The organism is Streptomyces sp. NPDC002784, assembly GCF_053592135.1.
The window spans coordinates 156,303-177,707 of the sequence record NZ_JBSFVD010000010.1 but is presented as its reverse complement, the minus strand read 5'-3'; the positions used below and the strand labels follow the sequence as shown (position 1 = coordinate 177,707).

The window sequence follows — 21,405 nt, the reverse complement described above, 5'->3', positions numbered from 1 at the left end:
ACGAGCTTTGCGCATACTGCACGGCGGCGGCAGGATGTCCGGCATGACCTCCGTGCTGGATCTCGCCCCTGTCCTCCCTGTCGTCGTGATCGAGGACGCGTCCGACGCCGTGCCGCTCGCGCGGGCGCTCGTGGCCGGGGGGCTGCCCGTCATCGAGGTGACCCTGCGGACGGCGGGGGCGCTGGATGCGATACGGGCCATTGCGGCCGACGTGCCGGATGCCGTCGTCGGGGCGGGGACCGTCATCACGCCGGAGCAGGTGACGGCGGCCGTCGACGCCGGGGCGCGTTTCCTTGTCAGCCCGGGCTGGACGGACGTACTGCTGGAGGCCATGCGGTCGTCGGGGGTGCCGTTCCTGCCTGGGGTGTCGACGGCTTCCGAGGTCGTCGCGCTGTTGGAGCGCGGGGTGCGGGAGATGAAGTTCTTTCCGGCGCAGGCCGCCGGGGGGACGGCGTATCTGAAGTCTCTGGCCGGGCCGTTGCCGCAGGCGCGGTTCTGTCCTACCGGGGGGATCGGGGTCGAGTCCGCGCCTGAGTATCTGGCGCTGCCCAATGTGGGTTGTGTGGGCGGGAGTTGGATGATCCCCGGCGATGCCGTCGCCGCTCGGGACTGGGCGCGGATCGAGGCGCTGGCCCGGGCCGCGGCGGGGCTCAGCGCAGGTGGGACGTGTCGTTGAAGAGCCGTACGCTCGCGTTGCCGTCGGCGTAGTACGCCACCGCCGACAGGGAGGCCGCCGAGAGTTCCATCCGGAACAGGGACTCGGGCGGGGCGCCCAGGGCCAGCCGTACGAAGGTCTTGATCGGCGTGACATGGCTGACGAGGAGGACCGTGCGGCCGGCGTAGGCGGCGATCAGCTTGTCGCGGGTCGCGGCGATGCGGGTGGCGGTCTCGGTGAAGCTCTCGCCGTTGCCGGTGGGGCGGGCCTCGGGGTCGGCGAGCCAGGCGTTGAGGTCGTCCGGGTAGCGGTCGCGGACCTCGCCGAAGGTCAGGCCCTCCCAGGCGCCGAAGTCCGTCTCACGCAGGCCCTCGTCGACGGCCACCTCAAGGCCGAGCCGCCTGGCTACGGCGGCGGCGGTCTCGCGGGTACGGGCGAGGGGGGACGCCACGATGGCCTGGATCGTCCCGCGCCGGGCCAGCGCGGCACCGACCCGCTCGGCCTGGTCCCGGCCGATCTCCGACAGCACGGGGTCGCTGCCGCCGCTTCCGGAGAACCGCTTCTGCGGAGTCAGCGCGGTCTCGCCGTGACGCAGGAGTACGAAGGTCGCGGGCGCGCCCATGTCGGGGGGTCCCCAGCCGGGGCTCGCGACGGTCTTCGCGGCACGGATATCGGCGTCGGCCTTGGCGGGGTCGGCCGCGGCGGCGTCAGCCCTGGCGGCGTCAGCCCTGGCTGCGTCCGCTCCAGCGGCTGCGGCACCTCCGGCGACCGGGGCCACCGAGTCCGCAGAGACCTCCGCCGCTCCAGCAACCCCCGCATCCATCGCCCCGTTGGCCAACCGATCCGCCACCTTGTTCCGCTCCCGTGGAATCCACTCGTACGTCACCCGCTCCGGTGGGAACACTCGTGACGCCTCCATGGCCAGCGGCTTCATGTCGGGGTGCTTGATCTTCCAGCGGCCCGACATCTGCTCCACGACGAGCTTGGAGTCCATGCGAACATGCACCCTCGCGGTCGGGTCCAGGTCGAAGGCGGCTCGCAGGCCGGCCAGCAGGCCCCGGTACTCGGCGACGTTGTTCGTGACCACGCCGAGGTACTCGGACCGCTCCGCCAGCGTCTGTCCCGTAGCGGCGTCGAAGACCACCGCGCCGTAGCCCGCGGGCCCCGGGTTGCCCCGTGACCCGCCGTCCGCCTCGACGATGAACTCCCTCACGAACCAAGCCCCTTACCGGCCGGCCAAGGTCTACAGACCCGATTCCGCCGTACGCACCAGGATGCGGCGGCAGTTCTCGCAGCGCACCACCGTGTCGGGCGCCGCCGCGCGGATCTCGTTGATGTCGGTGATCGACAGCTCCTGGCGGCAGCCCTGGCAGGTGCGCGCCTGCAGCTTGGCCGCGCCGACCCCGCCCTGCTGCTCGCGCAGCTTCTCGTAGAGCTTGAGGAGGTCGGCCGGGATCGCGCCCGCGATGACCTCGCGCTCCTTGGTCACGGTCGCCGCCTCGCCGTCCAGCGACTCGAACGCGGCGTCGCGGCGGCTGGTCGCGTCGTCGATCTTCGACTCCACGGAGCCGACCCGCTCGGTCAGCTCGGCGACCCGCTCCTGCGCGGACTCGCGGCGCTCCATGACCTCCAGGACCACGTCCTCCAGGTCGGCCTGGCGCTTGGCGAGGGAGGCGATCTCGCGCTGGAGGTTCTCCAGGTCCTTCGAGGAGCTGACCGCGCCGGAGTCCAGGCGCTGCTGGTCGCGGACGGCGCGCTGGCGGACCTGGTCGACGTCCTGCTCGGCCTTGATCTGCTCGCGGGCGGTGTCGCTCTCCTCGGTCTGGGCGGCCACGAGCAGGTCGCGCAGCTGGGTGAGGTCCTTGGTCAGCGACTCGATCTCGGCGTGCTCGGGCAGCGACCGGCGCTTGTGCGCGAGCTGCTGGAGGCGGACGTCGAGGGCCTGGACCTCGAGAAGGCGGATCTGGTCGGCGGGCGCGGCGTTCAGTTGGGGGCTCCAGGTGAAGGGGAGTGACTGGTCCAGGGGTCTGTGACCGTCTTCGAGACATGGACGCGGAGGTTCCAGCCATGGCGGTCGGAGATCTCGTCGAGCTGGGCGGCGGCCTGTTCGCACCAGGGCCACTCGGTGGCCCAGTGCGCCGCGTCGAGCAGCGCGAGAGGAGTGTGGGACACCGCTTCGGACGCCGGGTGGTGGCGCAGGTCCGCGGTGAGGAAGGCGTCGACGCCCGAGGCTCGTACGGCGTCGAAGAGGCTGTCGCCCGAGCCGCCGCTCACCGCGATCGTCCGGACGGTCGTCTCGGGGTCGCCGGCGACCCGGATGCCCTGCGCGGTGGCGGGCAGCCGGGCGGCGGCGCGGGCGGCGAGCTCGCGGACGGTGACCGGATGGTCCAGTTCGCAGATACGGCCGAGGCCGCGGCGTCCGGACGGGTCGGCCGGGTCCGGCACCAGGGGCCGTACGACCCGCAGGTCCAGGGCGCCGGCCAGCGCGTCGCTCACTCCGGGGTCCGCCGTGTCGGCGTTGGTGTGCGCCACGTGCAGCGCGATGTCGTTCTTGATCAGGGTGTGGACGACCCGGCCCTTGAAGTGCGAGGCCGCCACCGTCGTCGTACCGCGCAGGTAGAGCGGGTGGTGGGTGACGAGCAGGTCGGCGTCCAGCTTGACCGCCTCGTCGACGATCTCCTGGACCGGGTCGACGGCGAACAGGACCCGGCTGACCTCCTGCTCGGGGTCGCCCACGACGGTGCCGACCGCGTCCCAGGACTCGGCCCGCTCGGCGGGCCACAGGTTCTCCAGCGCGGCGATGACTTCAGACAGACGGGGCACGGGAAAAGGCTACCTGGCCGTTCTGTGCCGCAGAACCGCCGTACGACCATCGCACCGCCGTCGCACCGCCGTCGCACCACCGTCGGGCCCCCGTCACAGGGTCCCGGAGGAGCCACCCCCCTACGGCCCCGCGGGCGCCCCGCGCCCCCTCGCAGCACACCCGCCCCCATTCCCTCAGGCGAATCGTTCCTGGAACACCCTTATGTGTGAAGCGGCAGCCTGCCGGTCCCACGTCTGTGCGTGCGAAAACTAGCTTCGTCGCCGGAGGTGACCAGACGATGACGGCCTGTGCCATCGAACCCACGGCTGCCGGGTCCGAGGCGCCGCAAGCGGGGTGCGTGATCACCGCGGACGGCGCCTACGCCGCGCGCCTCGCGCTGGACGGCGACTGCTGGTTCCCGGAGCGCTGGACCCTGGACGGACCCGAGCCGTACGCCGTGCCGCTGCCCGGCAACCAGCCGGAGGAGCCCGGCACCGAGGTGCAGCCGATGGGCGACGGACGCGTCCTGATCCGCCGGCCCACCGACGGACGGCATGTCTTCACGCTGCTCTATCCGACCGGGCCCGGCACCGGCGAGCTGCTGGTCGGCGCGGTCGAGTGCCCCGACGCCGACACCCGGCTGCGGCTGCTGCCCCCGGCGCCGTGCGGGCGCAGGGCGTACGCCCTCGCCGTGGGCCGGTACACCAGCACGGTGTGGCTGGTGGCGGGCGGCGCCTTCGGGCCGGAGCACCTGGCCGAGGTCCCGGGGCGCTGCTCGGGCGGGGTGTGGCTGGACCGCACGGGGCGGATGCTGGCGCTGGACCGGGAGGTCGGGGGCCGCACCAAGACGGTCGTGGTGGACCTGGAGCGCGGCGGCGAGGTGTCGCCGCTGCTGCAGATCGCGGCGGAGAGCGACGACCGGCTGCTGTTCGCGGACGCGGACAGCGGGCTGCTGCTGATCGGCTCGGACGCGCCGGAGCCGGGGCAGCCGCCGCGGCTGGGGTGGGGCGTGCTGGGCAGCACCCTGCCGGTGCGGTTCCCGGAGTGTCTGCGGGTGCCGGACTGTGCGGTGACGCCGTTCGCGGTTCAGCCGGGGCAGGTGCTGATGCCGGAGAACTGCTCGGTGGCGCTGCGGGTGGACGGTCCGCTCGGCAGCTGGGTCGGGGTGTGGCGGCCCGCCGGGAAGCAGATGCGTCATCTTCCGGCGCCCGAGGGGTGGTTGGCGGGAGCGGGCTGGTGGACGCGGGAGGGGGCGCTCCGGCTGCCGTACGCGACGCGGGCGGTACCGTGCGGAGTGGCGTGCTGGGAAACCCCGGTCCCGGAAGCCCCCGTGAGGGGCGCGGGGAACTGCGCGACCGACCACGACGGCGCCGCACCGGACCCGCAACAGGACGAGCCACCCACCCCCTCGGCCCCGGCCCCGGCACGGCCCGTGCCGTTGCAGCAGGCCCCGTTGGGGCGTCTTGTAACGAAGTAGCGGCGGTTGGCGTGTGCGGCTGGATTCGGCCCGAGGCGTGCCGGTTAAACTCGCTCGGCTGTCTGAAAGATCATGTTGACGGGGTGAATTTTCCGATGAGCGACGCCACGATGACCCAGCCGCCCGCCCACGACCAGGAGAACTCAGGTCACGGCAGGCACCGCGGTCCGGTCTCGTCCCACGACGGCGAGGCGGCCCCCCGCGGCCGTCACCGCAAGCCGGCCGAGCAGAACGAGTCGGCGGCCTGAACGACGGAACGGCCCCCGCACTTCGATGAGAAGTGCGGGGGCCGTTCCGTGTCCAAGCCCAAGTCCAAGCCCAATCCCAAGTCCCAGGCCAAGCCCCGCGCGTCTACGCCCGCTTCAGCCCCAGCACTTCCGTCGCCGCGAACGTCTCCCCCGGCGGCCGATCCGCGTAGTGCGCGGTGAGTACGGCGTCCAGCTCGTCGTAGGAGAAGGTGTTCTGCTTGCTGTCGAACTGGGCCCGCACCCGCGGCCGTTCGACGACCGCGACCATGCCGCCGTGCACGACGAGCAGCTGGCCGTTGACGCGGGCGGCGGCGGGTGACGCCAAGTAGCCGACGAGCGGCGCGACATGCTCGGGGGCGAGCGGGTCGAGGCCGCCCTCGGCGGGCTCGCCGAACACGTCCTCGGTCATCCGGGTGCGCGCCCGCGGGCAGATGGCGTTGACCGTCACCCCGTACTTGGCGAGCGCCAGTGCCGTGGAGGTGGTCAGGCCGACGATTCCGCCCTTCGCGGCGGCGTAGTTGGGCTGTCCGGCGGATCCGGCGAGGAACGCCTCCGAGGAGGTGTTCACGATCCTCCCGTACACCGGCTTGCCGTCCGCCTTGGACCGCTCGCGCCAGTGCGCGGCCGCGAAGCGGGTGGTGTTGAAGTGGCCCTTGAGGTGGACGCGGATCACCGAGTCCCACTCGTCCTCGGTCATCGAGAAGACCATACGGTCACGCAGGATGCCCGCGTTGTTGACGAGGATGTCCAGCTTGCCGAACTCCTCCACCGCCAACTGAACGAGCTGACCGGCCTGTTGGAAGTCGGCGACGTCCCCGGTGTGCGCGAGGGCGTGGCCGCCCGCCGCGCGGATCTCGGCGGCCGTCTCCTCCGCGGGCCCGGCGGAGGACTCGCCGGAGCCGTCCCGGCCGGGCTGCCCGTAGTCGTTGACGACGACGGCCGCGCCGAGCCGGGCGAGCTCCAGCGCCTCGGCGCGGCCGAGGCCCCTGCCCGCGCCGGTGACGATCGCCGTGAGCCCTGCCAGCGGGGCCCCCGAGGGGGTCCCTTCCAGCGGGGCCCCCGAGGGGGTGGCCATCACAGCTCGATGCACGTACGCAGCGCGCTGCCGGTACGCATCTGGTCGAGGGCCTCGTTGATCTCCGCCAGGGGTACCCGGTGGGTGATCAGCCCGGCCAGGTCGACGCGGCCGGCCCGCCACAGGTCGATGGTCCGCTCGTAGGAGCGCAGCACGTCGCCGCCGCCGTACAGGGACGGCAGGATGCGCTTCTCGTCGAAGAACAGCTCGAACATGTTCAGCTGGAGGAAGTCGTCCATGGCGCCCGCGCCGACGATCACCAGGGTGCCGCCGCGCCGGGTGCTGTCGTAGGCGGTGCGGGCGGTGGCGGACCTGCCGACGACCTCGAAGACGTAGTCGAAGCCCTCGCCGGCGGTGATCTCCTGTTTGGCGCCAGGCAGTTCGTCGGGCGAGACGGCCTTGGTGGCGCCGAAGGCGAGTGCGGCCTCGCGGCGGCTCGGGACGGGGTCCACGGCGACGATCTCGGCGGCGCCCTTGAGCCGGGCGCCCTGGATCGCGGAGATGCCGACCCCGCCGCAGCCGATGACGGCGACCGACGAACCGGCCCGCACGTCGGCGGTGTTGATCGCGGCGCCGAGTCCGGTGGTGACCCCGCAGCCGATGAGGGCGGCTATGTCGAAGGGCACGTCCTCGGGGACCGGCACCGCGCAGCCTGCGTCCACAACGACCTCCTCGGCGAAGGTGCCGGTGCCGGCGAAGCCGAAGACATCGCCGCCGGGGCGCTTGAAGTTGGGGGTGCCGGCGTTCATGAACCCGGCCAGGCACAGTTCGGTCTGGCCGCGCTTGCAGGCGGGACAGGCACCGCAGGCGGGCAGCCAGCACACGACGACCCGGTCCCCGGGCTTCAAGTGGGTGACGCCTTCCCCGACTTCGAGGATCTCCCCCGCGCCCTCGTGGCCGGGCACGAAGGGGGCCGGCTGGGGCAGTACGCCGTTCATCGCGGACAGGTCCGAGTGGCACAGGCCGGTGGCCCGCACCCGGATCCTCACCCGGCCGGGGCCGAATCCCACCGCCTCGACGTCGTCGAGGACCTCCAGTTTGTCCTGGCCGGTCTCGTGCAGTACGGCTGCGCGCATGGTGCGGCTCCCCTCGACGGTGACTCAGGAGTGGTGGCTCGGGAGGTGGCTCGGGAGGTGGCTCAGGAGTGGTGGACGACGGTGTCGGTGAGGGCGGGCGCGTCGTCCCGTTCGACGACGCCGACGGCGACCCGGACGGTGTCACCCCGGTCCCACATGCGGATGCGCAGGGTCTCCCCCGGGTACACGACCCCGGCGAACCGGGTGGCGTACGCGCGCACCCGGCCCGCCTCGCCGCCCAGCAGGGTGTCGACGACCGCCTTGAGGGCGATGCCATAGGTGCACAGGCCGTGCAGGATGGGCCGGTCGAAGCCCGCTTCGGCGGCGAAGTCGGGGTCGGCGTGCAGGGGGTTCCAGTCGCCGGAGAGGCGGTAGAGCAGCGCCTGGTCCTCGCGGATCGTCCGTTCGACGATCTTGTCGGGCTCACCGGTGGGCGGCTCGGGGCGGGCCGAGGGGCCCCGGTCGCCGCCCCATCCCCCTTCGCCCCGGATGAAGATCTGCGAGTCGTTGGTCCACAACGGCCCGTCGGCGTCGCCGACTTCGGTGCGCAGGACCAGGACGGCGGCCTTGCCCTTGTCGTACACGGCGGCGATGCGCGAGGTGGTGGTCGCGGTGCCCTCGACGGGGAGCGGGCGGTGGATCTCCAGGCTCTGTCCGCCGTGCAGGACGCGGGCCAGCTCGACCTCGACGCCGGGCATGGACAGGCCGCTGATCACTCCGGGGGCGCCGGAGCCGGCGACGGTGGCGAAGCTGGGCAGCACCTGCAGCCGGGACTCCAGGGTGTAGCGCAGCTCGTCGGGGTCGGTGGCCGGGCGTCCGGCGCCGATGCCGAGGTGGTAGAGCTGGACGTCCTTGGCGGTCCAGGAGATCTCGCCGGACCGGGGTTCGGCGGCTACGGCCTTCGATGCGTCGATGGGCATGGGGCTCCTGAGGGTCTGAGACCTCGGCGCGGTCGTCCGCACCGTCGGCCGCACCGAGGTCGCGTAGGGGCGGGCCCGGAACGCGTCGGCGGACCGAGGCCCTTCCGTCCGGATCGTCCCGGCGTCGCGCCTCACGACCCGGCCGACTCACACGACAGGACCTAGAACGCGTTCCAGTCCGGCGCCCTCGTTATAGCCGAGCGCCCGGCACTTGTGAAGGCTCCTGACATGGCGTCAGCTCTCCCCGTGGCTCTCCCGCGTCGCCTGCCTCCCCCTCCCGCCCTACGCTTGGCCCGTGAACGAGATGCCCCGAGATCACCGTCCCGCCAGGTCCATCAGAGTGCTGCTCGCCGAGGACCAGGGCACGCGGCGCGGCGCGCTGGCGGTGCTGCTGGGGATGGAGCCGGACCTGAAGGTCGTGGCACAGGTCGGCAGGGGCGACGAACTCGTCGACGCGGCCCTCGTCCACCGCCCCGACGTGGCCCTGCTCGACGTCGAGCTGCCTGGCCGCGGCGGCCTCGACGCCGCGGCCGACCTGCGCGACCAGGCCCCCGACTGCCGGGTGCTGCTGCTGACGACGTCGGCCCGGCCCGGCTACCTGCGGCGGGCCATGGCCGCGGGCGCCGCGGGCATCCTGGTGAAGGACGGCCCCGTGGAGGAGCTGGCCGGGGCGATCCGCCGGGTGCTGACCGGGGAGACGGTGATCGACCCGGCGCTCGCGGAGGCGTCCCGGGGCGCCGCGCCGAACCCCCTCACCGCCGACGAGTGCGAGGTGCTGCGCGCCTCCACGCACGGTGCGACGGTCGCCGCTGTCGCCGCGGCCCTCCACCTCCCCGAGTCCACGGTCCGCGCCCACCTCGCCACGGCCCTCACCAAGACGGCCACCCACACCCCGACGGAGGCCCTGCGGACGGCCCGGGAGCAGGGGTGGGTATAGGGCCTCGGGGCCCCGGGCGGCAAGGGTCCAGGGCTTCGCAGGCATCACGTGCCAGACATCACCTGGCAGACACATCCGCGGACGCCTCCGCCAGAACCACCCCCGGCACCTCCCCCGACACCTTCCGCGGCAGCCACATCACCATCAGCACCGTCCCCGCCAGCAGCACCCCGGCCCCCGTACGGAACACCAGCGCGTACCCCTCCGTCAGCGCCCGCGCCGTACCGCCGGAGCTGCTCTCGGTCCGGGCCGCCGCGATCGTCGACATCACCGCGAGCCCCAGCGAACCGCCCATCACCCGGGACGTGTTCACCAGCCCCGACACCAGGCCCGCCTCCTGCGGCGGCGCCCCGGCGGTGGCGAGCGCGGCCAGGGGCGTCGCCGCGAGCCCCGCGCCGAGCATCATCAGGATCCCGGGGAACATGATCGCCGTGAGGTAGGAGCCGTCCACGGTCATCAGGGACTGCCAGCCGAAACCGGCCACCGCGACGACGTTGCCGAGCACGGCCAGGCCGCGCGCGCCGAGCCGGTGCATCAGCCGGGGCGCGAGCTTGGAGCCGACGATCACCGCCAGTGAGCTGGGCACCAGCGCCAGACCGGCCTCCAGCGGGGTGTAACCGAGGACGTTCTGCGCGTACAGCGTCATGAAGAACCACATGCAGAACATGGAGGAGCCGCACAGGAACATCGACACGTTCGCCGAGGACACCGGCCGACGCGCGAGCAGGCCGAGCGGCATCAGCGGCGCCGCCGTCCGCGCCTCCACCGCGACAAACAGCCCGATCATGGCGAGCCCGGCGGCCAGCGGCACCAGCGTGACCGTGGCCGTCCAGCCCGCCGCCTCGGTCTGCGAGATCCCGTACGCCAGGGTCGCGAGCCCCGCCGTCACCAGCACCGCGCCCGGCAGGTCGAGCCGGCGTCCGTCCCCCGCGCGGCTCTCGGCCAGGTAGCGGGCGGCCCCGAACAGCACCACCGCGCCGATGGGCACGTTGATCAACAGGACCCAGCGCCAGGTCAGGACCTCCACCAGCAGCCCGCCGACCAGTCCGCCCGCCGCGCCGCCGCCCGCGCCCACCGCGGTCCAGGTCGCTATGGCCCGCGCCCGGGCCGCGCCCTCCGGCACCGCCGAGGTGACGATCGTCAGCGTGGCCGGTGCCAGGACGGCCGCGCCGAGCCCCTGCACCCCCCGCGCGAGCAGCAGCTGCCAGTCGTCCTGGGCGAGCCCGCCGCCGAGGGAGGCCAGGGTGAACAGGCCGAGGCCGACCAGGAACATCCGCTTGCGGCCGTAGAGGTCACCGGCCCGGCCACCGAGCAGCATGAACCCGGCGAAGGCGATGGCGTAGGCGTTCACCACCCACTGCAGCCCCTGCTCGCTCAGCCCGAGGCCGGTGCGCATGGACGGCAGCGCGGTGTTCACCACGGACACGTCGAGCACGACGAGGAACTGGCCCGCGCAGGCGAGGGCCACCACCACCCAGGCCGGCGGGGCGGTACGGCGAGGCAGGCGGGAGACGTCGGTGGCATCGGGGGCGTCGGGCATGCCTGTCATGTTCTCAACCGGCCGACGCTCCTGGCATCGGCATTTCGGACTAGGTCCGACCTGGTCGTCATGGGGATTCCCAAGAGAAGGTCAAGATTTCGTTAGTGAGCCAAAGCATCGGAATAGTTGCTCGGGCACACCGAGTTCAAGCTACACATGACACGTACGCCCCACGACCGGCCCGCTGTCGTCCCCGTCCTCGCCTTCGCGGGCATCGTGGTCGCGGTGATGCAGACCCTGCTCGTCCCGGTCATCAAGGACCTGCCGCTGCTGCTGGACACCTCCCCGTCCAACGCCACCTGGGTCCTCACCTCCACCCTTCTCTCCGGCGCCGTAGCCACCCCGATCATGGGCCGTCTCGGCGACCTGTACGGCAAGCGGCGCATGCTGGTGCTGAGCCTCGCCGTGATGGTCGTCGGCGCCCTGGTCAGCGCCGTCACCAGCGCCCTGCTGCCGATGATCGTCGGCCGTACCCTCCAGGGCTTCGCGATGGGCGCCATCCCGCTCGGCATCGGCCTGATGCGCGACATGCTGCCCCGCGAGCGGCTCGGCTCGGCGATGGCCCTGATGAGCTCCTCGATCGGCGTCGGCGGCGGACTCGCGCTGCCCGCCGCCGCGCTGGTCGCCCAGCACAGCGACTGGCACGCCCTCTTCTACGGCGCCGCGGGGCTCGGTGTCCTCGCCATCGCCCTCACCTTCCTCGTCGTACCGGAGTCCCCGATGCGCGCGGAGGGCACCTTCGACCTGCCGGGCGCCCTCGGTCTCTCCACCGGCCTGGTCCTCTTCCTGCTCCCCATCACCAAGGGCAGCGACTGGGGCTGGACCGCCGCCCTCACCCTCGGCCTGTTCGCCGCGTCCGTCGTCGTGCTGCTCCTGTGGGGCGTCTACGAGCTGCGCAGCAAGGCCCCGCTGGTCGACCTGCGCACCACCGCCCGCCCGGCCGTGCTCTTCACCAACCTCGCCTCGATCATGGTCGGCGTCTCCTTCTACGTCGTCTCCCTCGTCCTCCCCCAGCTCCTCCAACTGCCCGCCTCCACCGGCTACGGCCTCGGCCAGTCGATGGTCGTCGCGGGCCTGCTGGTCGCGCCGCTGGGCCTGACGATGATGTTCACGGCCCCCGTCTACGCCCGTCTCTCGGCGCGGTACGGCCCCAAGTTCACCCTGATCCTCGGCCTGTCGATCATCGCCGTCGGCTACGGCGCCGGCCTCGGCCTGATGAGTGCCGCCTGGCAGTCCCTGGTCATCGCCGTCCTCCTCGGCGCGGGCATCGGCCTGGCCTACTCCTCGCTGCCCGCGCTGATCGTCGGCGCGGTCCCGGCGTCGGAGACGGGCGCGGCGAACGGCCTGAACACGCTGATGCGTTCCATCGGTACGTCCGTCTCCAGCGCCGTCATCGGCATGGTGCTGGCCAACACGGCGAACACCGTGAACGGCGTGGAGGTCCCCACGATGCACGGCTTCCGCCTCTCCTTCCTGATCGCGACCGGCGCGGTGGCGATCGGCCTGCTGCTCGCCCTGTTCCTCCCGAAGCCGAACCGCGCGCCCCAGCTGCGCGCCAGCAGCGAGGAGGAGGCCAACCTCGCCCGCGCCGAAGCGGCCCTGCGCGGCTTCCGCGGCCGGGTCCTGGACGCCACCGGCACCCCGGTGCCCCGCGCCAAGGTCACCCTGATCGACCCCCGGGGCCGCCAGGCGGGCGCCACGCTCTCGGCAGCGGACGGCACTTACACCCTCCCGGTCCCGACGAAGGGCGCCTACGTCCTGGCCGCGAAGGCCGACGGCCACGCCCCGCACGCCTCCGCGGCGACCCACACGGGCGACGACAGCACGGTGGACGTGGACCTGGCCCTACCGAGCGGCCCGGTACCGGCGACGTAGGCCATGGGGGACGCCGGGTGGGCCAGCCCCTGGACGTACCGGGCCGACCGGGCGGACGGGCGCACGGGCGGACGCCAGGGTCTCCGCGGAGGACGGCAGTTACGCCGTCGCCCCCGGCGCGGAGGGAGCGTACGCCCTGGCCGCGAAGGCCGACCGCCACGGTCCGCCCGCTGGAGCGGGGCCGGGACGACCGGCGCCCCCTGGATGCTCCGCAGGGTCCGCCCCCGCCCTCCAGGGAGACGGCCCTACCTCGGCACCCCCGCGAACAGGCTGGGCATCTCGCGCTCACCCCGACCCGAGTGATCCTCCCCCGACCCGAATGATCCCCCCTGCCCCACCCCCGGTCACCCCCGCTCACCCCCGCTCACCCCCCGACCAGCGCATACGGCAGCATGGGGCGCCCAGACGCTCGTACGACCGAAAGGCTCCCCATGGCCCCGGCACCCGCGCCCGAGCCCTCGCCCTCGCCCTCGCCCTCGCCCTCGCCCGAGATCCTGGCCGCGTTCGAGGCGGCGAAAGGGTTCATGCCCGTGGGAGAAGGGCTGGCCCTCTACGCGGCGGCCGTGGAGGCCGGTCGGCTCGGGCTTCCGCTCCTGGAGGTCGGCACCTACTGCGGGCGCTCCACCGTGCTGCTCGCCGACGCGGCCCGCGCGGCCGGGGTGAGCGCCCTCACGGTCGACCACCACCGCGGCAGCGAGGAGCAGCAGCCGGGCTGGGAGTACCACGACCCCGAGACGGTCGACCCCGAGATCGGCCTGATGGACACGTTGCCCACCTTCCGGCGCACGCTGCACCGGGCGGGGCTGGAGGAGCACGTGATCGCCCTGGTGGGGCGTTCCCCGCAGGTGGCCCGTGTCTGGGGCGCCCCCCTCGGCCTGGTCTTCATCGACGGCGGCCACACCGACGAGCACGCCGGCGCCGACTACGAGGGCTGGGCCCCCCATGTGGCCGAAGGCGGCCTGCTCGCCATCCATGACGTCTTCCCCGACCCGGAGGACGAGTTCACCGGCCAGGCCCCGTACCGCGTCTACCTGCGGGCGCTGGAGTCGGGCGCGTTCACGGAGATCTCCGTCACGGACTCGCTGCGCGTGCTGCGGCGAACGGGGGCGGGGATCTGAGGCCGAGGTTAGAGTCGCTGACGTGTCCTACGCAGGCCCTGAATTCGAACCGCCCCGCCGCCCCCGGCGCCGCCCCCTGACCGTGGCCCTCGCCGCGCTCGTGCCGGGCGCGCTGCTCGGCTGGGTGGTGTACGAGGGACTCGGCGGCGCGAGTGACGACGGCGGCGGTCCGGAGTCGGCGGTGGTACGGACGCCAGAAGCCACCGGCGACGCCAAGGAACCGCACCCCAGCCCGACGAAATCCGCCAGCTCCGCTCCCGCCGCCGGTTCCGGTCCCCTGAAGGGCAAGGTCGTCGTCATCGACCCCGGCCACAACCCCGCCAACTTCCAGCACACCGCCGAGATCAACGCCAAGGTGAACATCGGCACCGGGTACAAGGAGTGCGACACCACCGGCACGGCCACGAACTCCGGTTACACCGAGGCCGAGTTCACCCTGGACGTCGCCCACCGCATGCGCACGCTGCTGGAGAAGCAGGGCGCCACGGTGAAACTGACCCAGGACGGCGACCGTTCGTACGGCCCCTGCATCGACGAGCGGGCGCGCATCGGCAATCAGGCCGAGGCCGACGCGGTGGTCTCCGTCCACGCCGACGGCTCCGGATCCGGCAACCGCGGCTTCCACGTCATCCTCCCCGGCGCGGTGAACTCCGGTGCCGCGGACACCCGCCCGATCGTCGGCGTCTCCCGCGATCTCGGCGAACGCATCGCGGGCAAGTTCGTCCGCGCCACCGGCAGCGCCCCCTCCAACTACGTCGGCGACGGCACCGGTCTCGTCACGCGTAAGGATCTCGGCGGTCTCAATCTGTCAACGGTTCCCAAGGTGTTCATCGAGTGCGGCAACATGCGCGATACCAAGGACGCGGCACAGCTGACCAGCGGTGCGTGGCGGCAGAAGGCGGCGCAGGGGATCTCTGAGGGAATCGTGAGTTTCCTGCGCGGGTAGTGATCAGCGCGCTGATCCCGGCGGACAGCCTGATCGTGCGGACGATAGGGTCGTCCGTACGATAAGGGGCCACCCCCGCGACGCCTCTACCGATGACGAGACGACTGACGAAGGACCTGAAGTGAATATCCGCTCCCTCACTCGAGGCGACGGCGTGGTGATCGGAGCAGCGGTGTTGCTGTTCGTCGCGTCGTTCCTCGACACCTACGGTGGCGAAAGCAGCAACATTCCCAATGCCTGGGACAACCTCGGCCTGCTGATGGGCATGTACATCGGCGGCATCGCAGGCGCGGTCCTGATCGTCGTCGCCCGCGCGCTGCCGCAGCCGCGCAAGGTCGTCGGTCTCGACCTGGGCCAGTTCGGTGTCGCGCTGTGTGTCATCGCCGCGTGGATCGCGTTCTGGACGATCATCGACCCGGCCGGGGCGATCGACACGGACGGCTTCGACGTCGAGGTGGGCGCCGGCCTGATCCTCGGTCTGATCGCCGCCCTCCTCCTGGCCGGTGCCGCCGTCGCCTCCCCGCTCGTCCCCGCCCTCCAGGCCCCCCTGATGCCGGCTTCCCGTCCCGCGGCCCCGCTGCCGTACGGCGGTCAGCCGCAGGGTGGTTACGGTTACCCGGGCGCTCCCCAGCCGGGGCAGCCGCAGCCGCAGGCCGGTCAGCCCTTCGGCGGTCAGCCGCAGGGTGCGCAGCCGTTCGGCGGTCAGCCGCAGGGTGCGCAGCCGTTCGGCGGTCAGCCGCAGCAGGGGCAGCCGCAGGCGCCCGCGGCGCAGCCCGGCGGGGACTTCTCCCCGTTCTGGTTCGCCGTTCCGGTACCGCGTCCGCTGTTCGCGGAGGACGGTTCGCCGACGCCGATCGCCGAACTGGCGCCCGGCACCTGGTACCTGGCCGTGGAGCAGCGCGGCCCGAGCCTGATCGCGCAGACGCAGGACGGTCGTCGCGGTGTCCTCCAGGACACCAGCGGCATCCAGCGCGGCTGACACCGCTCACGGTCACGGTCCCTCACCCTTCCCGGTGAGGGGCCGTTGTCGTACAGTCCCCCTCCTCGGCTGACACACCGTCAGGAGGCAGGCATGCGGCTCGGTCTCGCGCTCGGTTACTGGGGGCGCGGCCCCTCGCCCGACCATGTGCCGCTGGCCCGGGAGGCCGAGCGGCTCGGCTACGACTCCGTGTGGACCGCGGAGAGTTGGGGTTCCGACGCCTTCACCCCGCTGACCTGGATCGCCGCGCGGACGTCAAGGATCAAGCTGGGGACGGCGGTTGCGCAGATGGCCGCCCGGTCGCCGACCACCACCGCGATGCACGCCCTCACCCTCGACCATCTCTCCGGCGGCCGCATGATGCTCGGCCTCGGACTGTCCGGGCCGCAGGTGGTGGAGGGCTGGTACGGCCGCCCGTTCCCGAAGTCACCGCTCACCGCGACCCGGGAGTACGTCGACGTCGTACGGCAAGTCCTCGGGCGGGAAGCCCCCGTCACGCTCGACGGCCGCTTCCATCCCCTCCCCTACCGGGGCGCGGACGCCACCGGCCTCGGCAAGCCCCTCAAGCCCATCACCCACCCCCTCCGCCCCGACCTCCCCGTCCTCCTCGGCGCAGAGGGCCCGAAGAACGTCGCCCAGACCACGCGGATCGCCGACGGCTGGCTCCCGCTGTACTGGTCCCCGGCCCGCGCCGAGGCGTACGCCCTCCCCGAGACCCTGCCGGAGGGCTTCCTGGTGGCTCCGCTGGCCCAGGTCCGGGTCTGCGACGACGTGGCCGAGGGCCTGCTGCCGGTGAAGACCATGCTCGGCTTCTACATCGGCGGCATGGGCCACGCGGCCCGCAACTTCCACGCCGACCTGATGGCCCGCATGGGGTACGAGGAGCAAGCCCGCCGCATCCAGCGGCTGTTCCTCGAAGGGCACCGCCAAGAGGCGGTCCTCGCCGTCCCCGACGCCTTCGCCGACGAGATCTCCCTGGTCGGCCCGCGTGAACGCATCGCCGAGCGGCTGGAGTTGTGGCGCGAGGGACCGGTGACGGACCTGCTGGCGCTGGCGCCGGACGAGCGGTCGCTGCGGGTGCTCGCCGAGCTCAACGGCTGAACCGGGGGGTTTCGTCGACGGTTCAGCGGCAACCCGGGGGGCATGTCCCCTCGATATAGCAACGGTGCCAGTTCGGCGGGCAGGGTCATCGCGATCGTCGCCGACATCATGGCGTTCATTCTGGGCCTGTGGATCCTGATGTACCTGCTGGACGCGAACCGCACGAACGACTTCGTGCAGTTCATCCATGACGCGGCCCGCTGGCTGGCGGGCTGGTCCCATGACCTGTTCACCTTCGACGAGGCATGGGCCAGGGTCGTGGCGGGGTACGGGCTCGCCGCCGTGGTGTACCTGTTCGTCGGGCACGCCATCGCGAACCGCGTCCGCCACTGAGTCAGTCGCAGCAGTCCGGGTCCAGGCCGGTGGGCAGTTGCTCGCCGCCGAAGACCCGGCAGGTGGCCTCATGGCCGCCCAGGGCCGCGACGGCGAGCAGCAGCGAGCCCGCCGTCCAGGTCGTCAGTTCCCTCGGCCAGATCGCCGCGTCGTCGAAGACGTAGCCCGTCCAGTACAGGCCGGTCCGCTCGTCGCGCAGGTGCTGGATCCACTGGAGGATGTCCAGCGCCCGGTCGGACTCGCCCATCGCCCACAGGGCCAGGGCGAGTTCGGCCGATTCACCGCCCGTCACCCAGGGGTTGGGAATCACGCACCGCACTCCGAGCCCGGGTACCACGAAGCGGTCCCAGGACTCCTCGATGCGGGCCTTGGCCTCCGCGCCGGTGAGCGCGCCGCCCAGCACGGGGTAGTACCAGTCCATCGAGTAGCGGTCCTTGTCCAGGAACCGCTCGGGGTGCCGTCGGATCGCGTGCCTGAGCGCACCCGCCGCCAACTCCCAGTCCGGTTGCGGCTCCTCGCGCTGTTCGGCGATGGCGAGCGCGCAGCGCAGGGCGTGGTGGACCGAGGACGAGCCGGTCAGCAGCGCGTCCTCGGTCGCCGTGCCGTCGTCGTCCCGCCGCCAGCCGATCTGCCCGCCGGGCTGCTGCAGCCGCAGGACGAACTCCGTCGCCGCGTACACCGTGGGCCACATGCGGTCCAGGAAGGCGTCGTCGCCGGTGGAGAGGTGGTGGTGCCACACTCCGACCGCTATGTAGGCGACGAAGTTGGTCTCGCGTCCGCGGTCGGTGACGTCGTCGAATGCGCCGTCCTGGTAGGCCGCGTACCAGGAGCCGTCCTCGTTCTGGTGCCGGGCGAGCCACTCGTAGGCGCGCTCGGCGGCGTCGTGCTCGCCTGCGGCGTCCAGGCCCATGGCCGCCTCGACGTGGTCCCAGGGGTCGAGATGGTGTCCCCGGAACCACGGTATGGCGCCGTCCTCCCGCTGCACGGCGAGCAGTCCGGCGACGGTCGCGGCGGCCTGCTCGGCGGTGAGGACCCCGGGCAGGACGAGGTGTTCCGTCCGGGGAGTGGTCACTTGGCGTCCACCCGGGGCAGGTGCGGCTTGGTCGCGTAGGCCACGAAGCTCTTGCCGATGAGGGGGTTGAGGGCCTGCTCGGCGACCCGCGTCGCCAGTGGCTTCTTCATGATGTCCCAGACCAGCAGCTTGTGGTACGCCCGCACCGGCAGCGCCTTGTCGTTGTCGACGCCGAACGCGCACTTGAGCCACCAGTACGGGGAGTGCAGCGCGTGCGCGTGATGGGTGCCGTACGGCTTCAGGCCCGCCTCGCGGATCCTGGCGAGGAGTTCGTCGGCCTTGTAGATGCGGATGTGGCCGCCCTCGACCTCGTGGTAGGCGTCGGACAGCGTCCAGCAGACCTTCTCGGGGCCGTAGCGCGGGACGGTGATGGCGATGCGGCCGCCGGGCTTGAGCACCCGGACCATCTCGGCGAGGACGCCCTTGTCGTCCGGGATGTGCTCCATGACCTCGGAGATGATGACGACGTCGAAGGACTCGTCGGGGAACGGCAGCGCCAGGGCGTCGCCCTCCATCGCGGTGGCGGTGGCGCCCTCGGGGGCCTCGCCGGCCTCCTTCATCGCCGCGAACCACTTCGCGACCTCGCGGATCTCCTCGCCGTTCTGGTCCAGCGCGACGACCTGGGCGCCGCGCCGGTAGCACTCGAACGCGTGCCGCCCGGCACCGCAGCCGAGGTCCAGGACACGGTCGCCCGGGGCGAGCGGGAACCGGGAGAAGTCGACGGTCAGCACGTGGCCCTGCTTTCGGGATAGACGCCGGTGGTACTCGCGGAGGTCAGGGGGGCGGCACCGGCCGAGGGCGCGGGCGCGCCGCCGTCCGGGGGCGTGGCGCGGGCGATGGCCTCGCGGTAGTGCGCCACCGTGCCCTCCGCCGCTCGCGCCCAGGTGAACCGCGCCAGCACCCGCTCCCGTCCGGCCCGGCCGAGCCGCGCCCGCAGTGCGGGGTCGCCGAGGAGCCGGCTCAGCCCGGCGGCCAGCGCGCCCGCCTCGCCGGGCGGCACCGCCAGACACGTCTCGCCGTCCGCGCCGGCCACCTCCGGGATCGCCCCGCCGGTCGTGGCGAGCAGGGGCGTGCCGGTGGCCATGGCCTCGGCGGCCGGCAGGGAGAAGCCCTCGTACAGGGACGGCACGCAGGCGACCTGCGCCGAGCGGACCAGGTCGACCAGTTCGGCGTCCGAGATGCCCTTGACGAACTCGACGGCGCCTTCGAGGCCGTACCGCTCGACGGCCTGCGCGACCGGGCCCTCGGCGGGCTTCTTGCCGACGACGACGAGGTGGGCGTCGGGGTGTTCGGCGCGCACCTTCGCGAGCGCCTCGACGAGGAAGACCAGCCCCTTGAGGGGGACGTCCGCGCTGGAGGTCGTCACGATCCGGCCGGGGACCTGCGGGACGGACGGATCCGGCGAGAACAGGTCGGTGTCGGCGCCGATGTGCACGACGTGGATCCGGTCCTCGCGCACCCCGAGGTGGTCGACGATCTCGGCGCGGGAGGTGCCGGAGACGGTGAGCACGGAGGGCAGGCGGCGGGCGACGCGCTTCTGCATCCGGGTGAAGGCGTACCAGCGGCGGACCGAGTACCGGCGGCGGCGGTTCTCGGCGGCGTCCAGCTCCAACTGCCGGTCCACGGTGATGGGATGGTGGATGGTGGTGACGAGGGGGGCGCCCACGTCGCCCAGCAGGCCGTAGCCGAGCGTCTGGTTGTCGTGGACGACGTCGAACTCGCCGCGGCGGGCGCGCAGATGGCGGCGGGCGCGCAGCGAGAAGGTCAGCGGCTCGGGGAAGCCGCCGGTCCACATGGTGGCCACTTCCAGCGCGTCGATCCAGTCGCGGTACTCGCCGCGCCCCGGGGTGCGGAAGGGGTCGGGCTGGCGGTACAGGTCGAGGCTGGCCAGCTCGGTGAGCGTGACGCCCTCGTCGAGGACCGGGTACGGCTGGGCGCCGATGACCTCGACCCGGTGGCCGAGGCGGGCCAGTTCGCGGGAGAGGTGGCGGACGTACACGCCCTGGCCGCCGCAGAACGGGTTCCCTTTATAGGTGAGAAGCGCGATGTCGAGAGGTCGCTCTCCCCCACGCTCGAATCCGCTCGCGCGGGAGGGGCCCCCACCCGCGGCGGGCTCCTTGCGGGAACCCGTCCGACTGGCCTCAGCGGTCACTCCGGGCCCCCTTCTCCCTGCACTGTCCCGCGAGATTACGCCGGGACGCTAATCTAGAACAAGTTACAGACTTGATCGTTCAAGAAGCTCCGAATCTACCGGCAGGTAGAGGCGGCGTGAGCAGTGGATCAGGTGATTCACGCCACGGTCGCGCCACGGCGAGGAGAACAAGGTGGACAAGGTGGCAGCCAGTACCGCGAGACCCGTCACCCCACCCCTGACCGAGCGGCAGGAGGCGCGTCGGCGCCGCATCCTGCACGCGAGCGCGCAGTTGGCCAGCCGGGGCGGTTTCGACGCCGTGCAGATGCGGGAGGTCGCGGAGTCGTCGCAGGTGGCGCTCGGCACGCTCTACCGCTACTTCCCGTCCAAGATCCATCTGCTGGTCGCCACCATGCAGGACCAGCTGGAGCACATGCACGGCACCCTCCGCAAGAAGCCGCCCGCAGGGGACACGGCGGCGGAGCGGGTGGCGGAGACACTGATGCGCGCCTTCCGCGCCCTGCAGCGCGAGCCGCATCTGGCCGACGCCATGGTCCGTGCGCTGACCTTCGCGGACCGCAGTGTGTCGCCCGAGGTGGACCAGGTGTCCCGGCAGACGACCGTGATCATCCTGGACGCGATGGGCCAGGAGCACCCGACGCCGGAGCAGTTGTCCGCGGTCCGGGTCATCGAGCACACCTGGCACTCGGCGCTGATCACGTGGCTGTCGGGCCGCGCCTCCATCGCCCAGGTGAAGATCGACATCGAGACGGTGTGCCGCCTGATCGACCTGACGGCCCCCGCGGACAGGTAAGAGACCCGCGGGACACGTTCCCCTACCCCCCTTGGTCCTCCGGCGGGAAGACCGGCTCCCCGCTGCCCAGCAGAGTGATCACGATCGCCTCCACCGGGCACATCTCCGCCGCCGCCAGCACCTCCTCGTGGGCGTCCGTCTCCGGCTCGCGCGGGTGGGACTGGCGGGCGGTGTCGAGCCGGAACGCGTCGGGGGCGCGGTGGACGCACTGGGCCGAGCCGATGCACACGGACCGGTCGACCTCCACGTGCCAGCGGTCTCCCGCCCCCACGTTCGGCTTCGCTCGCGCGGGAGGTGCCCCCATC

General features: G+C 72.5%; 22 protein-coding genes. 11 read left to right on the top strand and 11 right to left on the bottom strand.

The features are described from left to right. Window positions 1–43: 43 nt before the first annotated feature. Window positions 44–676, top strand: a complete 633-nt coding sequence (locus ACWD1Z_RS19970) for a bifunctional 4-hydroxy-2-oxoglutarate aldolase/2-dehydro-3-deoxy-phosphogluconate aldolase (RefSeq protein WP_451120313.1) — start codon at window positions 44–46, stop codon at window positions 674–676. Here the strand turns inward: ACWD1Z_RS19970 and ACWD1Z_RS19965 are convergent. From ACWD1Z_RS19965 to ACWD1Z_RS19955, 3 genes are read right to left on the bottom strand one after another with little or no spacing between them, the layout of a single operon-like run. Beyond that, window positions 651–1,868, bottom strand: a complete 1,218-nt coding sequence (locus ACWD1Z_RS19965) for a bifunctional RNase H/acid phosphatase (RefSeq protein ID WP_451120311.1) — start codon at window positions 1,866–1,868, stop codon at window positions 651–653. The genes ACWD1Z_RS19970 and ACWD1Z_RS19965 overlap by 26 nt on opposite strands. A 30-nt stretch (window positions 1,869–1,898) precedes the next feature. Beyond that, complete coding sequence (locus tag ACWD1Z_RS19960) at window positions 1,899–2,642, bottom strand: zinc ribbon domain-containing protein (protein WP_451120385.1); 744 nt, start codon at window positions 2,640–2,642, stop codon at window positions 1,899–1,901. Then, window positions 2,639–3,478 (bottom strand): Nif3-like dinuclear metal center hexameric protein, encoded by an 840-nt coding sequence (locus tag ACWD1Z_RS19955; RefSeq protein ID WP_451120309.1) that lies wholly within the window; start codon window positions 3,476–3,478, stop codon window positions 2,639–2,641. The genes ACWD1Z_RS19960 and ACWD1Z_RS19955 overlap by 4 nt, the downstream gene beginning before the upstream one ends. 278 nt (window positions 3,479–3,756) lie before the next feature. Between ACWD1Z_RS19955 and ACWD1Z_RS19950 the strand changes: the two genes are divergently transcribed. Both ACWD1Z_RS19950 and ACWD1Z_RS19945 read left to right on the top strand, forming a co-directional pair. Next, complete coding sequence (locus ACWD1Z_RS19950; protein ID WP_451120307.1) at window positions 3,757–4,935, top strand: hypothetical protein; 1,179 nt, start codon at window positions 3,757–3,759, stop codon at window positions 4,933–4,935. 95 nt (window positions 4,936–5,030) lie between these two features. Next, window positions 5,031–5,183 carry a hypothetical protein gene (locus ACWD1Z_RS19945; RefSeq protein WP_389416331.1) on the top strand — a complete coding sequence of 51 codons (153 nt, stop codon included), beginning with the start codon at window positions 5,031–5,033 and terminating at the stop codon, window positions 5,181–5,183. 103 nt (window positions 5,184–5,286) lie between these two features. On the opposite strand, the gene ACWD1Z_RS19940 is transcribed toward ACWD1Z_RS19945, so the two are convergent. The 3 genes from ACWD1Z_RS19940 to ACWD1Z_RS19930 form a co-directional block, all read right to left on the bottom strand. After that, the gene (locus ACWD1Z_RS19940; protein WP_451120305.1) at window positions 5,287–6,258 is read right to left on the bottom strand and encodes a 3-oxoacyl-ACP reductase; all 972 of its coding nucleotides are present in this window, start codon (window positions 6,256–6,258) and stop codon (window positions 5,287–5,289) included. Beyond that, window positions 6,258–7,334, bottom strand: coding sequence for a Zn-dependent alcohol dehydrogenase (locus ACWD1Z_RS19935; RefSeq protein WP_451120303.1), 1,077 nt, complete (start codon window positions 7,332–7,334; stop codon window positions 6,258–6,260). Before ACWD1Z_RS19935 ends, ACWD1Z_RS19940 begins: the two co-directional genes overlap by 1 nt. A 62-nt stretch (window positions 7,335–7,396) precedes the next feature. Beyond that, window positions 7,397–8,254: a MaoC/PaaZ C-terminal domain-containing protein gene (locus ACWD1Z_RS19930; RefSeq protein WP_451120301.1), complete on the bottom strand. Its 858-nt coding sequence runs from the start codon at window positions 8,252–8,254 to the stop codon at window positions 7,397–7,399. A 304-nt stretch (window positions 8,255–8,558) separates the two neighbouring features. On the opposite strand from ACWD1Z_RS19930, the gene ACWD1Z_RS19925 reads away from it, so the two are divergent. Continuing rightward, entirely contained in the window at window positions 8,559–9,191 is a 633-nt protein-coding gene (locus tag ACWD1Z_RS19925; RefSeq protein ID WP_451120383.1) for a response regulator, read from the top strand. Window positions 9,192–9,249: 58 nt separating this feature from the next. On the opposite strand, the gene ACWD1Z_RS19920 is transcribed toward ACWD1Z_RS19925, so the two are convergent. Continuing rightward, window positions 9,250–10,740: an MFS transporter gene (locus ACWD1Z_RS19920; RefSeq protein ID WP_451120299.1), complete on the bottom strand. Its 1,491-nt coding sequence runs from the start codon at window positions 10,738–10,740 to the stop codon at window positions 9,250–9,252. 147 nt (window positions 10,741–10,887) lie between these two features. Here ACWD1Z_RS19920 and ACWD1Z_RS19915 point away from each other — a divergent pair, with 147 nt between their 5' ends. The 6 genes from ACWD1Z_RS19915 (at window position 10,888) to ACWD1Z_RS19890 (ending at window position 17,083) form a co-directional block, all read left to right on the top strand. Then, window positions 10,888–12,606, top strand: coding sequence for an MFS transporter (locus ACWD1Z_RS19915; protein ID WP_451120297.1), 1,719 nt, complete (start codon window positions 10,888–10,890; stop codon window positions 12,604–12,606). A 431-nt stretch (window positions 12,607–13,037) separates the two neighbouring features. Further along, window positions 13,038–13,724, top strand: a complete 687-nt coding sequence (locus tag ACWD1Z_RS19910; RefSeq protein WP_451120295.1) for a class I SAM-dependent methyltransferase — start codon at window positions 13,038–13,040, stop codon at window positions 13,722–13,724. A gap of 22 nt (window positions 13,725–13,746) precedes the next feature. Next, window positions 13,747–14,670: an N-acetylmuramoyl-L-alanine amidase gene (locus ACWD1Z_RS19905; protein ID WP_451120293.1), complete on the top strand. Its 924-nt coding sequence runs from the start codon at window positions 13,747–13,749 to the stop codon at window positions 14,668–14,670. 121 nt (window positions 14,671–14,791) lie between these two features. Then, window positions 14,792–15,649, top strand: coding sequence for a hypothetical protein (locus ACWD1Z_RS19900; RefSeq protein WP_451120291.1), 858 nt, complete (start codon window positions 14,792–14,794; stop codon window positions 15,647–15,649). 93 nt (window positions 15,650–15,742) lie between these two features. Continuing rightward, window positions 15,743–16,750, top strand: a complete 1,008-nt coding sequence (locus ACWD1Z_RS19895) for an LLM class F420-dependent oxidoreductase (RefSeq protein ID WP_451120289.1) — start codon at window positions 15,743–15,745, stop codon at window positions 16,748–16,750. Window positions 16,751–16,792: 42 nt separating this feature from the next. Continuing rightward, window positions 16,793–17,083: a hypothetical protein gene (locus ACWD1Z_RS19890; protein ID WP_389416321.1), complete on the top strand. Its 291-nt coding sequence runs from the start codon at window positions 16,793–16,795 to the stop codon at window positions 17,081–17,083. Window position 17,084: 1 nt separating this feature from the next. Here the strand turns inward: ACWD1Z_RS19890 and ACWD1Z_RS19885 are convergent, their stop codons facing one another. The 3 genes from ACWD1Z_RS19885 to ACWD1Z_RS19875 are packed head-to-tail and all read right to left on the bottom strand — an operon-like array spanning window position 17,085 to window position 20,307. Beyond that, window positions 17,085–18,155: a prenyltransferase gene (locus tag ACWD1Z_RS19885; RefSeq protein ID WP_451120287.1), complete on the bottom strand. Its 1,071-nt coding sequence runs from the start codon at window positions 18,153–18,155 to the stop codon at window positions 17,085–17,087. After that, window positions 18,152–18,886 carry a class I SAM-dependent methyltransferase gene (locus ACWD1Z_RS19880; RefSeq protein ID WP_250070156.1) on the bottom strand — a complete coding sequence of 245 codons (735 nt, stop codon included), beginning with the start codon at window positions 18,884–18,886 and terminating at the stop codon, window positions 18,152–18,154. The genes ACWD1Z_RS19885 and ACWD1Z_RS19880 overlap by 4 nt, the downstream gene beginning before the upstream one ends. After that, window positions 18,880–20,307 (bottom strand): glycosyltransferase family 4 protein, encoded by a 1,428-nt coding sequence (locus tag ACWD1Z_RS19875; RefSeq protein ID WP_451120285.1) that lies wholly within the window; start codon window positions 20,305–20,307, stop codon window positions 18,880–18,882. Before ACWD1Z_RS19875 ends, ACWD1Z_RS19880 begins: the two co-directional genes overlap by 7 nt. Window positions 20,308–20,479: 172 nt before the next feature. On the opposite strand from ACWD1Z_RS19875, the gene ACWD1Z_RS19870 reads away from it, so the two are divergent. Continuing rightward, on the top strand, window positions 20,480–21,100 hold the full coding sequence (locus ACWD1Z_RS19870; RefSeq protein ID WP_451120283.1) for a TetR family transcriptional regulator: 621 nt from the start codon (window positions 20,480–20,482) through the stop codon (window positions 21,098–21,100). A gap of 22 nt (window positions 21,101–21,122) precedes the next feature. Here the strand turns inward: ACWD1Z_RS19870 and ACWD1Z_RS19865 are convergent, their stop codons facing one another. Further along, on the bottom strand, window positions 21,123–21,404 hold the full coding sequence (locus ACWD1Z_RS19865) for a ferredoxin (protein WP_451120281.1): 282 nt from the start codon (window positions 21,402–21,404) through the stop codon (window positions 21,123–21,125). Between the last annotated feature and the right edge of the window lies 1 nt (window position 21,405).

What these genes read in the sequence shown, in the direction of transcription:
- ACWD1Z_RS19970 (WP_451120313.1), top strand. Translation starts at nt 44, where the DNA reads ATGACCTCCGTGCTGGATCTCGCCCCTGTCCTCCCTGTCGTCGTGATC.
- ACWD1Z_RS19950 (WP_451120307.1), top strand. Translation starts at nt 3,757, where the DNA reads ATGACGGCCTGTGCCATCGAACCCACGGCTGCCGGGTCCGAGGCGCCG.
- ACWD1Z_RS19945 (WP_389416331.1), top strand. Translation starts at nt 5,031, where the DNA reads ATGAGCGACGCCACGATGACCCAGCCGCCCGCCCACGACCAGGAGAAC.
- ACWD1Z_RS19940 (WP_451120305.1), bottom strand. Translation starts at nt 6,258, where the DNA reads ATGGCCACCCCCTCGGGGGCCCCGCTGGAAGGGACCCCCTCGGGGGCC.
- ACWD1Z_RS19935 (WP_451120303.1), bottom strand. Translation starts at nt 7,334, where the DNA reads ATGCGCGCAGCCGTACTGCACGAGACCGGCCAGGACAAACTGGAGGTC.
- ACWD1Z_RS19930 (WP_451120301.1), bottom strand. Translation starts at nt 8,254, where the DNA reads ATGCCCATCGACGCATCGAAGGCCGTAGCCGCCGAACCCCGGTCCGGC.
- ACWD1Z_RS19925 (WP_451120383.1), top strand. Translation starts at nt 8,559, where the DNA reads ATGCCCCGAGATCACCGTCCCGCCAGGTCCATCAGAGTGCTGCTCGCC.
- ACWD1Z_RS19920 (WP_451120299.1), bottom strand. Translation starts at nt 10,740, where the DNA reads ATGACAGGCATGCCCGACGCCCCCGATGCCACCGACGTCTCCCGCCTG.
- ACWD1Z_RS19915 (WP_451120297.1), top strand. Translation starts at nt 10,888, where the DNA reads ATGACACGTACGCCCCACGACCGGCCCGCTGTCGTCCCCGTCCTCGCC.
- ACWD1Z_RS19910 (WP_451120295.1), top strand. Translation starts at nt 13,038, where the DNA reads ATGGCCCCGGCACCCGCGCCCGAGCCCTCGCCCTCGCCCTCGCCCTCG.
- ACWD1Z_RS19895 (WP_451120289.1), top strand. Translation starts at nt 15,743, where the DNA reads ATGCGGCTCGGTCTCGCGCTCGGTTACTGGGGGCGCGGCCCCTCGCCC.
- ACWD1Z_RS19890 (WP_389416321.1), top strand. Translation starts at nt 16,793, where the DNA reads ATGTCCCCTCGATATAGCAACGGTGCCAGTTCGGCGGGCAGGGTCATC.
- ACWD1Z_RS19865 (WP_451120281.1), bottom strand. Translation starts at nt 21,404, where the DNA reads ATGGGGGCACCTCCCGCGCGAGCGAAGCCGAACGTGGGGGCGGGAGAC.